Source organism: Aquamicrobium segne, assembly GCF_042656785.1.
GTDB lineage: Bacteria > Pseudomonadota > Alphaproteobacteria > Rhizobiales > Rhizobiaceae > Mesorhizobium > Mesorhizobium segne.
Window position 1 is genome coordinate 70687 of sequence record NZ_JBHSLL010000010.1, and the last position, 12532, is coordinate 83218.

Annotated in this window: 9 protein-coding genes; all 9 read left to right on the top strand. The window is 56.7% G+C overall.

Annotated elements, in window-relative coordinates:
• Positions 1 to 27: 27 nt before the first annotated feature.
• The 9 genes from ACFPLB_RS02315 to ACFPLB_RS02355 all read left to right on the top strand — a co-directional run bounded on the left by ACFPLB_RS02315 (position 28) and on the right by ACFPLB_RS02355 (position 12424).
• Positions 28 to 507: a formate dehydrogenase subunit gamma gene (locus tag ACFPLB_RS02315; protein ID WP_378227644.1), complete on the top strand. Its 480-nt coding sequence runs from the start codon at positions 28 to 30 to the stop codon at positions 505 to 507.
• Positions 504 to 2060 carry a formate dehydrogenase beta subunit gene (locus ACFPLB_RS02320; RefSeq protein ID WP_378227645.1) on the top strand — a complete coding sequence of 519 codons (1557 nt, stop codon included), beginning with the start codon at positions 504 to 506 and terminating at the stop codon, positions 2058 to 2060. Before ACFPLB_RS02315 ends, ACFPLB_RS02320 begins: the two co-directional genes overlap by 4 nt.
• Before the next feature lie 66 nt (positions 2061 to 2126).
• Positions 2127 to 4997 (top strand): formate dehydrogenase subunit alpha, encoded by a 2871-nt coding sequence (gene fdhF / locus ACFPLB_RS02325; protein ID WP_378227646.1) that lies wholly within the window; start codon positions 2127 to 2129, stop codon positions 4995 to 4997.
• Positions 4998 to 5036: 39 nt separating this feature from the next.
• Positions 5037 to 5915, top strand: coding sequence for a formate dehydrogenase accessory sulfurtransferase FdhD (gene fdhD, locus ACFPLB_RS02330; RefSeq protein WP_378227647.1), 879 nt, complete (start codon positions 5037 to 5039; stop codon positions 5913 to 5915).
• Positions 5905 to 6141, top strand: a complete 237-nt coding sequence (locus ACFPLB_RS02335; RefSeq protein ID WP_378227648.1) for a formate dehydrogenase subunit delta — start codon at positions 5905 to 5907, stop codon at positions 6139 to 6141. Before fdhD ends, ACFPLB_RS02335 begins: the two co-directional genes overlap by 11 nt.
• Before the next feature lie 64 nt (positions 6142 to 6205).
• Complete coding sequence (locus ACFPLB_RS02340; protein WP_378227649.1) at positions 6206 to 8974, top strand: [protein-PII] uridylyltransferase; 2769 nt, start codon at positions 6206 to 6208, stop codon at positions 8972 to 8974.
• Positions 8975 to 9080: 106 nt separating this feature from the next.
• Complete coding sequence (murJ, locus tag ACFPLB_RS02345; RefSeq protein WP_378227650.1) at positions 9081 to 10667, top strand: murein biosynthesis integral membrane protein MurJ; 1587 nt, start codon at positions 9081 to 9083, stop codon at positions 10665 to 10667.
• Positions 10668 to 10778: 111 nt separating this feature from the next.
• The gene (gene trpS, locus ACFPLB_RS02350) at positions 10779 to 11846 is read left to right on the top strand and encodes a tryptophan--tRNA ligase (RefSeq protein WP_378227652.1); all 1068 of its coding nucleotides are present in this window, start codon (positions 10779 to 10781) and stop codon (positions 11844 to 11846) included.
• 86 nt (positions 11847 to 11932) lie between these two features.
• On the top strand, positions 11933 to 12424 hold the full coding sequence (locus tag ACFPLB_RS02355) for a universal stress protein (RefSeq protein WP_378227653.1): 492 nt from the start codon (positions 11933 to 11935) through the stop codon (positions 12422 to 12424).
• Positions 12425 to 12532: the final 108 nt, after the last annotated feature.

The window sequence follows — 12532 nt, forward strand, 5'->3', positions numbered from 1 at the left end:
ATCGCGTTTGTTTGAGGAGGGCGCTGCATGGCTGTGCAGGGCGCAAATACAGAAACCGAGGCGCATATCGTCTCGATTATTGATGACATGAAGGGCATGGAAGGTCCGCTGCTGCCTATTTTGCATGCGGTGCAGCGAGAGTTTGGCCATGTGCCGCAGGACGTGCTGCCCATTATTGCCAATGCCCTCAACCTGTCGCGCGCTGAAGTGTATGGCGTTGTTTCCTTCTATCATGATTTTCGCAAGGAACCGGCGGGCAGGCATGTCTTGAAGGTCTGTCTGGCGGAATCGTGCCAGTCCATGGGTTCTGATGCCGTTGCTGCCGGATTAAAGCAGGCGCTGGGCATTGATTTTCACCAGACAACGCCAGACGGACGTGTGACATTGGAGCCGGTCTATTGCCTTGGCATGTGCGCCTGTTCGCCTGCCGCCATGCTTGACGGCGAGGTCATTGGCCGTGTCGATGCCGAGGCCATTGCAGAAATCGTTGCAGAGGTGCGGGCATGACCACCATCATCTATATCCCCGGCGATTCAGGCGCGCTGGCGCTGGGCGCTGACAAGGTGGCGCTGGCGATGGCTGGCGAATTGGCGGCACGCGGCGTGGACGCAAAAATCGTGCGCAACGGTTCGCGCGGCGCCTATTTCCTTGAACCAATGGTTGAGGTTGAAAGTAAAACAGGCCGCCTGGCCTATGGCCCGGTAAAGGCGTCGCAGGTCAAAAGCCTGTTTGAGGCCGATTTCCTTTCCGGTGGCGCGCATGAACTGGCGCTGGGTGATCCGGAAAAAATTCCTTTTTTGGCCCGTCAGACCCGCCTGACCTTTGCCCGTTGCGGCATTATCGACCCGCTTTCGCTGAAAGATTATGAGCGCCATGGCGGGCTTGCCGGTTTGCGCAAGGCCATTGGCCTGACACCGGACGAAGTAGTGGCGCAGGTAACTGAATCGGGCTTGCGTGGGCGCGGCGGGGCAGGTTTTCCCACCGGCATCAAATGGAAGACCGTTCTCGACACAAATGATGCGCAAAAATATATTGTCTGCAATGCCGATGAGGGCGATTCAGGCACATTTGCCGACCGCATGATCATGGAAGGCGACCCCTTCGTGCTGGTTGAGGGCATGATAATCGCCGGTCTGGCGACCGGGGCCACCAAGGGCTACATCTACACCCGCTCGGAATATCCACATGCGATTGCCATCATGCGCCGGGCGCTGGAAATTGCGCGCAAGGCCGGGATATTGGGGGCGGATGTGCTTGGCTCCGGCCGTGCCTTCGACATGGAGGTGCGTGAGGGTGCGGGTGCCTATGTCTGCGGTGAGGAAACCGCCTTGCTCGACAGTCTGGAAGGCAAGCGTGGCCAGGTTCGCGCCAAGCCGCCATTGCCTGCCCATAAGGGCCTGTTTGGCAAGCCCACCGTGATCAACAATGTTATCAGCCTGGCCTCGGTGCCGGTTATTCTTGACAAGGGCGCCGCCTATTACAAGGATTTCGGCATGGGCCGCTCACGTGGCACCATTCCCATCCAGATTGCCGGAAATATCCGCTATGGCGGCCTGTTTGAGGCAGGCTTTGGCCTGACGCTGGGTGAAATTGTTGATGAGATTGGCGGCGGTACATTAACCGGTCGCCCGGTCAAGGCTGTGCAGGTCGGCGGCCCGCTGGGCGCCTATTTCCCGCGCGCCCTGTTTGATACGCCCTTTGATTATGAGGCCTTTGCGGCCAAGGACGGGCTGATTGGCCATGCCGGGATTGTTGTTTTCGATGACAGCGCCGACATGCTGAAACAGGCGCGCTTTGCCATGGAGTTCTGCGCCATTGAAAGCTGTGGCAAGTGCACGCCCTGCCGTGTCGGCTCCACCCGCGGTGTCGAGGTTCTTGACAGGCTGATTGCTGGCGATGCACCGGAGGCGCAAATTGATCTGGTGACCGATCTTTGCCAGACGATGAAGTTTGGTTCGCTGTGTGCGCTGGGTGGCTTTACCCCCTATCCGGTGATGAGCGCGCTGACTCATTTCCCCGAAGATTTCAGGCCCGCACCAATGCGGGAAGCGGCGGAATAAATGTATATTCGTTTTGATGAGCGCGCCATTTTTGAGCGCATGTTTGACGGTTTGGGAGGTTGAGCCATGGGTCTGATTCACGAAATCGACTACGGCACGCCGGAATCAAAGGCTGAAAAGCAGGTTACGCTGATTGTCGATGGCAAGCCGGTCAGTGTGCCGGAAGGCACTTCGATCATGCGTGCTTCGATGGAAGCCGGTATTGAAATTCCAAAATTATGCGCCACCGACATGCTGGATTCATTCGGCTCCTGCCGTGTCTGTCTGGTGGAGATCGAGGGCCGCAATGGCACGCCTGCCTCCTGCACCACGCCGGTTGGCGAGGGCATGGTCGTCCACACCCGCACCGAGCGGCTTGATACGCTGCGCAAAGGGGTGATGGAGCTTTATGTTTCCGATCATCCAAGCGGCTGGGACGAGGTGCGCGGCACGGGTCAGGCCGAGTTTGACAAGGTGGCGGCCCAAGTGGGTTTGCAGGAAAACCGCTACGGGCTTGAAGGTCGCAACCATGTTGCGCCGGGCAATGGCTCGCTCAATATCGACTATCTGGTCCGTGACGATTCCAACCCCTATTTCACCTATGACCCTTCACAATGTATCGTATGCTCACGTTGTGTGCGCGCCTGCGAGGATGTGCAGGGCACCTTTGCGCTGGCCGTTGAGGGCAGGGGCTTTGAATCGCGCATCGTGGCCAGCATGAATGAAAGCTTCCTTGAATCGGAATGCGTGTCATGCGGCGCCTGTGTGCAGGCCTGCCCGACCGATGCCTTGCGTGAAAAGACGGTGCTGGAACACGGCATGCCCGAACGCTCAATCGTCACGACCTGCGCCTATTGCGGTGTTGGCTGCTCCTTCAAGGCCGAGATGAAGGGGGATCAGGTGGTGCGCATGATGCCCTACAAGGCAGGCGACGCCAATCATGGCCATAGCTGCGTCAAGGGTCGCTTTGCCTATGGTTATGCCACACACAAGGACCGCATTCTCAATCCGATGATCCGTGAGCGCGTCAGCGATCCGTGGCGCGAGGTGACATGGGAAGAAGCACTGGCCCACACGGCCAGCGAGTTTCGCCGCATTCAGGAAAAATATGGGCGCAGCTCTGTTGGCGGCATCACCTCTTCGCGCTGCACCAATGAGGAAACCTATCTCGTTCAGAAACTGGTGCGGCAGGGTTTTGGCAATAACAATGTCGATACCTGTGCGCGTGTCTGCCATTCGCCGACCGGCTATGGGCTTGGCCAGGCCTATGGCACCTCGGCAGGCACACAGAATTTCGATTCCATCGAGGAAACCGATGTCATCCTTGTCATGGGCGCCAATCCGACTGACGCCCATCCCGTGTTCGGCTCGCGCATGAAGCAGCGCATCCGTGAAGGCGCACGGCTGATCGTCATCGATCCACGCCGCATTGATCTGGTCAAAAGCCCGCATGTAAAAGCCGATTATCACCTGCCGCTCCGGCCCGGCACCAACGTCGCCATGCTGACCGCACTTGCCCATGTCATTGTCACCGAAGGGCTGGTCAATGAGAAATTCGTGCGTGAACGCTGTGAATGGGACGCTTTTCAGGACTGGGCTGAATTTGTTTCCGACGAGGCCCACAGCCCTGAGGCGGTGGCCGACTATATTGGCGTACCGGCAGAAGGCATTCGCGGGGCTGCCCGCCTTTACGCTACTGGCGGCAACAGCGCGATCTATTACGGCCTTGGCGTGACCGAGCACAGTCAGGGGTCAACGGCTGTCATGGGCATTGCCAATCTGGCCATGGTCACCGGCAATATCGGCCGCCCCGGTGTTGGGGTAAATCCGCTGCGCGGGCAAAACAATGTGCAGGGTTCTTGCGATATGGGCTCCTTCCCGCATGAATTGCCGGGCTATCGCCATATTTCCGGAGATGCCACCCGCGCCATTTTTGAAGAATTATGGGGCGTGAAGCTGGACGAAGAGCCGGGCCTGCGCATTCCCAATATGCTGGATGCTGCCGTCGATGGCACTTTCAAGGGTCTTTACGTCCAGGGCGAGGACATTCTCCAGTCGGACCCTGACACCCACCATGTTGCGGCTGGTCTTGCCGCCATGGAATGTGTGGTCGTGCATGACCTGTTTCTCAACGAGACAGCCAATTATGCCCATATTTTCCTGCCCGGTTCCACTTTCATGGAAAAAGACGGCACCTTCACCAATGCCGAACGGCGCATCAACCGGGTGCGCAAGCTGATGGAGCCAAAGGCGCGCTATGCCGACTGGGAAGCGACCCAGGAACTGGCCCGGGCGCTTGGTCTTGACTGGAACTACACTCACCCGTCGCAGATCATGGATGAAATTGCGGCAACCACACCGACATTTGCCAATGTTTCTTTCGATCTGATTGATGAAATGGGCTCGGTGCAGTGGCCCTGTAACGACGCGGCTCCGCAAGGCACGCCGGTCATGCATATTGACCAGTTTGTGCGTGGCAAGGGTCGCTTCATCCGAACCGAATATGTGGCGACCGATGAAAAAACCGGCCCGCGCTTCCCGCTGCTGCTGACCACAGGGCGCATTCTGTCGCAATATAATGTTGGTGCGCAGACACGGCGCACTGGCAATGTGGCCTGGCATGATCAGGATGTGCTGGAAATCCATCCCCATGATGCTGAACAGCGTGGTGTTCGTGATGGTGACTGGGTGCGCATTGCAAGCCGTGCCGGTGAGACGACATTGCGGGCAAAGATTACCGACCGCGTATCGCCGGGTGTGGTTTACACCACCTTCCACCATCCGTTGACGCAGGCCAATGTGGTCACCACCGATTATTCGGACTGGGCCACCAATTGCCCTGAATACAAGGTCACTGCCGTGCAGATTGCGCCTTCCAATGGCCCGAGCGACTGGCAGGTCGAATATCAGGAGCAGGCACAGCGCAGCAGGCGTATTGCTTCTGTTGCGGCTGAGTAAATGTGCAGGGCGTGGCTTTGGATGCTATGATGGGATGTCATGGCCCAGTCTGGTAACGCATCTTCACCCGTTGATTACCGTGATGGCGAAGGCAAACAACGCCCCGCAGTCACGGCGACGTCGCGGGTCACCTATCGGGCGACAGGCATTTCTGTCGCTGACCGCATGGTGCCGGAAGAAACGCCGATTGCGCTTTCCTATGGCGGCACCACACATGCGGTGATGATGGCCTCGCCTGCCGATTTTGAAGATTTTGCGCTGGGCTTTTCCCTCACCGAGGGCATTGTTGCCTCATCCGCCGAGATCGAGTCGATTACGGTACAGCATCTGGGTGAAGGCATCGATATACAAATCCGCCTTCATGATGGCGCCAATACCCGTTTTGAGGCGCGCCGCCGCAGGCTGGCCGGGCCGGTTGGCTGCGGTCTGTGCGGCATTGAATCCATTGATGAGGCCATGCGCTCCGTTGATGATGTCAGCGCCTCAAAACTGGTTCTGACGCCTGATGATATTACCCGTTCCGTGCAGCTTCTTGCCAAGCTTCAACTCCTGCACCGGCAAACCGGTGCGGTTCATGCCGCCGGATTTTACACGCCAGAGCAGGGCATCATTGCTGCCCGTGAGGATGTTGGCCGTCATAATGCGCTGGACAAGCTGGCTGGTGTATTGGCGCAATCTTGTGTGAAGGGCCCCACCGGGGCGGTGGTCGTCACCTCGCGCGTTTCGGTTGAGATGGTGCAAAAAACCGCTGCCATTGGTGCTGCCTTCATCATTGCTGTTTCCGCACCCACGGCTTTGGCCATCCGCACCGCACAAGAAGCGGGCATGACGCTGGTGGCGCTGGTGCGCAACACTGAATTTGATATTTTCACCCATCCTGATCGTGTTACAACCGGAGGTGCCAGACATGTCGCCTGACAAGCTCGTTTACCAGGTCAACCAGATTGCCACCTTCTTCCGCTCCAAGCCGCATGATGAAGGCGTTGCCGGGGTGGCCGACCATATCAACAAATTCTGGGAGCCGCGCATGCGCCGCCAGTTTTTTGCAATGATCGAGGCAGGCCATGCCGGTTTTGATCCGCTGGTTCTGGAAGCGGCCCCGCAGGTGCGCCCTGCCCCGCCGCCAGATACAGCGCAGAACTGAAACCATATTGTTGCAGTGCAAAACCGGCTATAAGTTTGCTTTTTAATTCAGGCAGGCAGCATGCATGGCCAAGGTCGCACTCAGGCTGAATGAACTCATCAATAGCGCAACCTTGCGCGATGAATTATCCACGCTTGCTGACAAGCATAGGCCTGCCTCTTTGGACGCTCGCAACGCAGCACTTGCCCTTTTAAAGCAGCAGCGCAAGGCGGGCCTGCGCATTGCCGAAGATATGCTGCGTCAGGATGGCGGCGGCAGGGCCTGCGCCCGGCGTCTGTCACATGTCATGGATGAGATTGTGCGCGCGCTTTACGGGTTTGCGGCAACGCATGTTTATCCCGCCGACAATCCCTCGACCGCAGAGCGTATCGCGGTGATCGCAGTTGGTGGCTATGGCCGTGATACGCTGGCGCCCGGCTCCGACATCGACCTGTTGTTTCTGCTGCCATACAAGCGCACCCCGTGGAGTGAGCAGGTCGTTGAATATATGCTTTATATGCTGTGGGATATGGGGCTGAAAGTCGGTCACGCCACCCGCAATATCGACGAGTGTATTCGCCTGGCCGTAACCGACATGACCATCCGCACGAGCCTTCTGGAAAGTCGCTTTCTATGTGGTGATAAGGCGCTTAATCTTGATATGGCGCAGCGTTTTGACCGCGAGATCATGGCCGATACCGGGGCTGAATTTGCCCAGGCCAAGCTTGCCGAGCGCGATCTGCGTCACGCCCGGGTCGGGGAAAGCCGCTATCTGGTTGAACCTGATGTCAAGGATGGCAAGGGGGGCTTGCGCGATCTGCACACGCTGTTCTGGATCGGCAAATATTTTTACCGCGTGCGCAGTGGCGCTGAACTGGTCGGCAAGGGTGTGTTCACGCAAGGCGAATACAGGCTGTTCTTAAAATCGGAAGATTTTTTATGGGCGGTGCGCTGTCATATGCATTTTCTGACCGGCAAGGCGCAAGAACGGCTGCATTTTGATATTCAGCCCGATATCGCAAAGCGTCTGGGCTATCTGCGCCATCCCGGCCTGTCGGCGGTGGAACGCTTCATGAAGCATTATTTCCTCATCGCCAAGGATGTCGGTGATCTGACCCGCATTTTTTGTGCGGGGCTGGAAGAAGAACAGGCAAAACAGGTTCGCACAAGACCGGGCGCACGACGCCCCGCCAGCCCGTCTCCCGGCCGCCGCAGGCTGGCTGGAACGGGTGATTTCATCATCGATAATCATCGCCTTAACGTTATTGACCAGAAGGTTTTTGAGCGTGATCCGGTCAATCTTCTGCGCCTGTTCTGGTATGGGGATCAGCATGGACTGGAGTTTCATCCCAATGCGCTGAAACTGGTGACGCGCTCATTGTCGCTGGTTGACAAGAGCTTGCGACGCAATCCGGAAGTCAACCGGCTGTTTCTTGATATTCTGACCTCCAGCCGCTGTGCTGAATTGAATCTCAGGCGCATGAATGAAGCAGGCTTGCTGGGCCGGCTGATCCCGGATTTCGGCAAGATCGTCGCCATGATGCAGTTCAACATGTATCATCATTATACGGTGGACGAGCATCTGATCCGCTGTATCGGGGTGTTGGCGGAAATTGAAAGCGGGGCCGGACAAAAAGCGCATCCTTTGTCGCATTCGTTGATGCCGGGTCTGAAAAAAAGCCGCAATGCGCTTTATGTCGCCGTGCTGTTGCATGACATCGCCAAGGGCCGCCCCGAAGATCATTCCATTGCCGGCGCAAAGATTGCCCGGCGCATCTGCCCGCAACTGGGCCTGTCTGGCGCTGATACGGAAATCGTTGCCTGGCTGATCCATAATCATCTTCTGATGTCGATGACGGCGCAAACCCGTGATCTTAACGATCGCAAGACAATCGAGGATTTTGCCGCCGCGGTGCAGTCGGTGGAACGGTTGAAATTGCTGCTGGTCCTCACCGTCTGCGATATTCGTGGTGTTGGCCCTGGTGTCTGGAATGGCTGGAAGGGGCAATTGCTGCGCACCCTTTATTATGAGACTGAATTGCTGCTGACGGGTGGTTTTTCTGAACTGCCGCGCTCGCAGCGCCTGCAGGAAGCTCAAGAAAACCTGCTTGCCAGACTGTTTGACTGGCCCGAGGCAGAGCGGCTTGCCTATGTGAACCTTCACCATGCCAATTATCTGTTGACCGTCGATCTGGCGGACCAGTTGCGCCATGCAGATTTTGTGCGAAAAACCGATGCTGGCGGTCACAAGCTCGGCACCATGGCGCGCATTCATGAATTTGAAGCGGTAACTGAATTGACTGTTTTAGCGCCAGACCAGCCGCGGCTGTTGTCGCTGGTGGCAGGGGCCTGTGCGGCGGCGGGAGCAAATATTGTCGATGCGCAGATTTTCACCTCCGCTGACGGGCGCGCCCTTGATACCATCCTGATCAGCCGCGAATTTGAGCTTGAGGAGGACGAATACCGGCGCACGCAGCGCATCAGCAAGCTGATTGAGGATGCGCTGTCGGGGCGCAACCGGTTACCTGAAGTCATTGCCAGGCGCAGCAAGGCCAAACGTCAGGCCAGGGCGTTTCACATCACGCCTCGCGCTGAATTGCGCAATACGCTCTCCCACCGTTTTTCGGTGATCGAGGTGAAGGGGCTGGATCGCCCCGGCCTTTTGGCGGAAATAACCGGCGCATTGTCTGACCTGTCGCTTGATATTGCCTCGGCCCATATCACCACTTTTGGTGAGAAGGTGGTTGATACTTTTTATGTCACCGATCTTAACGGGCAAAAGATAGAAGATCGCAACCGCATCACCGCAATCACAAAACAGCTGGTGGACGTGTTGAAAGGAACGGGTCTGTAAACCGCGCTTTACAAATCCCGCCCGGCAGCGGAATAAGGCTTTTGAGCCAAAGCCGTGATCCGGATTTTGGATAAATGAACCGCCGGGTTGCAGGAGCGATGATCAGTTGAGCCTTGTCAGGAAATTTGCCACCGTCGCTTCCGGCACCATGATGAGCCGCCTTTTAGGCTTTGCCCGGGAAATGCTGATGGCGGCAGCCCTTGGCACCGGCCCGGTTGCAGGCGCATTTTATGCAGCCTTCCAGTTTCCCAACACATTTCGCCGCCTGTTTGCCGAAGGTGCTTTCAACAGCGCTTTTGTGCCGCTGTTTGCCAAGGAAATCGAGGCCCATGGTGTTGAAGGCGCGCGCCGTTTTTCTGAAGAGGTTTTCGGCGTTCTGTTTTCCATCCTGATGGTGCTGACCATTTTGATGGAACTGGCCATGCCGCTGCTGGTGCGCACCATCATTGCGCCGGGCTTTGCCAGTGATCCGCAAAAATATGAGCTGACGGTGGCTCTTGCCACCATCATGTTTCCCTATCTCATGTGCATGTCGCTGGCAGCCATGATGGCGGGGATGCTGAATTCACTGCGCCGTTATTTTGCAGCAGCCATTGCCCCTGTGTTTCTCAACATCATTCTGATCGTGGTGCTGGCGCATGCCTGGTATACAGGCGCCGACAGTCTTGATGTTGGCTATGACATGGCCTGGGGGGTGATGGCGGCAGGCGTGGTGCAGCTTGCCATTGTCTGGATTGCAGCGCGCCGCGCTGGCGTCTCGGTCGGCTTCCGCTGGCCGCATATGACACCAAACGTCAAGCGGCTGTTATGGCTGGCTCTGCCTGCTGCAATCACCGGCGGCATCACCCAGATCAACACGCTGGTGGGCACGGCCATTGCCTCAGGTCAGGCCAAGGCGGTGCCTGCACTTGCACAGGCCGACAGATTTTACCAATTGCCGCTTGGTGTTGTCGGCATTGCCGTGGCCATTGTTTTGCTGCCTGAACTGGCGCGTGCATTGAAAGCCGGTGATGAGAAAGAGGCTGCCAGCCTGCAAAATCGCTCGGTTGAATTTGTCCTGTTTTTAACCCTGCCTGCAGCGGCGGCATTGCTGGTTATTTCGGAGCCGATCGTGCGCATTCTTTATGAGCGCGGGGCTTTTACGGCCGATGACACGCTGCTGGTGTCTTCCATTCTTGCCATATTCGGTCTTGGCCTGCCCGCCTTTGTGCTGATCAAGGCGTTTACCCCCGGTTATTTTGCCCGCGAAGACACCAAAACACCGATGGTGTTTGCCGGTCTTTCGGTAGCCATCAACATCACCATTGCGCTGACGCTGTTTCCACATATGGGAGCGCGCGGCATTGCGGTCGCCTCTGTTATTGCGGGCTGGACCAATGCCTTGATGCTGCTTGCTGTGCTGATCCGGCGTGGTCACTGGGGGCAGGACAGGGCGCTGACAAAGCGTATTCCCCGCCTTGTACTGGCCTCGGGCCTGATGGGCGGCGCTCTTTATGGTGCGGCCATCTGGCTGGCGCCATGGCTGGCGTCTTCTGCTTCACTGCTTTCCAAAATTTCAGCACTGGCGTTTTTGTGCCTGGCAGGCGGGTTTGTCTATTTTGCGCTTGCCTTCATCACCGGTGGCGCTGATATCGGCACGATCCGGCGCAGTATAAAACGCCAAAATACAGCTTCTGATATTGCCGACATATGAGCCATTCCCTTGATTATAAGCGGCTTCTGGTTGTAAAGGAGCCATTGTTTTAGCTGCATTTATGCTGCGCCAGATGAAACCATCCGGCTGCAAAATGCTCCGGGAGACATTATGACCACTTTCAGGCAACTCGTTTTTTCCGGTGTTCAGCCGACCGGCAATCTGCATCTGGGCAATTATCTGGGGGCTATTCGCAAATTTGTCGCCCTTCAGGAAAGCCATGATTGCATCTACTGCGTGGTTGATCTGCATTCGATTACCGCGCAACTGGTTCATGAAGACCTTGCCGGGCAGACACGTTCGATCACCGCCGCCTTTCTTGCCGCAGGCATTGATCCCAAAAAACATATTGTCTTCAATCAGGCGCGTGTGCCTCAACATGCGGAACTGGCCTGGATCTTCAACTGTGTGGCGCGCATCGGCTGGATGAACCGCATGACGCAGTTCAAGGACAAGGCTGGCAAGGACCGTGAAAACGCCTCGCTTGGCCTGCTTGCCTATCCCAGCCTGATGGCGGCTGATATTTTGGTCTATCGCGCCACCCATGTGCCGGTAGGCGAAGACCAGAAGCAGCATCTGGAACTGACCCGCGACATTGCCCAGAAATTCAACAATGATTTCTCGCATCGCATTGCCGAACTTGGCCTTGGCGTCGAAATGCAGATGGGCGACGAGGTTGTGAATGGCTTTTTCCCGATTACCGAACCGCTGATTGGTGGCGCGGCAACGCGCGTCATGAGCCTGCGTGACGGCTCGAAAAAAATGTCGAAATCGGACCCGTCAGACCTGTCACGCATCAACCTGACCGACGATGCCGACACTATCTCCAAAAAGATCAAAAAGGCCAAGACCGATCCTGAAGCCCTGCCGGGTGAAGTGGATGGGCTTTTGGGGCGGCCCGAAGCCGATAATCTGGTTGGCATTTATGCAGGGCTTGCCGACACCACCCGTGAAGCGGTTTTAAAGGAATTTGGCGGTCAGCAATTTTCGACCTTCAAACCGGCGCTGGCTGATCTGGCGGTTGAAAAACTGGCGCCCATTGCTGCTGAAATGCGCAGGCTGATGGCAGATCCGGCCCATATTGATGCTGTTTTGAAAGATGGTGGTGAACGTGCCGGGGCCATTGCCGAACAGACCATGTATTCAGTGCGCGATATTATCGGGCTTTTGCAGAGCTGACGATTGCCATTTGTGATATATCTTGCCGCCGGGCTTTGCCGGTGGCAGATTGCGCAGGTTAAAAACCAGTGAGGCGGATCACGCACATGGTATCCAAACGTCTCAGCCGCGAGGCTGGCCATCGGCGCAAATTTCTTGCCATTGCCGATGAAACACCGGAATGCGAGCGGGCCATCACCTATGCCTCGCAGCGTATGCAAAGCACCAATGGTGTGCTGGTTTTGCTTTATGTCATCGACACCGAGGATTTTCAGCACTTTTTGGGTGTTGAAAAAATCATGCGGGAAGAAGCGACCACCAACGCCCATGCAGTCCTTGACGCGCAAGCTACCCGGATTCGCCAGAAATTCGGTATTGAGCCTGAACTGGTGGTGCGCGAAGGCAACCGGATTGAAGAAATCCACAAGCTGATCGAGGAAGATCAGGACATTGCCATTCTGGTGCTGGCGGCTGAAACCGGCAAGGAAGGACCCGGACCGCTGGTTGCTTCCGTAATCGGCAAGGGTGCAGCCTTTCCTATTCCCGTAACGCTGGTTCCTCATAATTTGTCGGATGAGGATATTGAAAGTCTGGGTTGAGACGAAAACATGCAGCTGAAAGATACGCCGCCTGCTTTTATGCTTGTGGCTTGAATGGCGGGCGTGGCAGGCTTATCTTCGAGGACAAGAAAATTCTCAAAGAGGCCG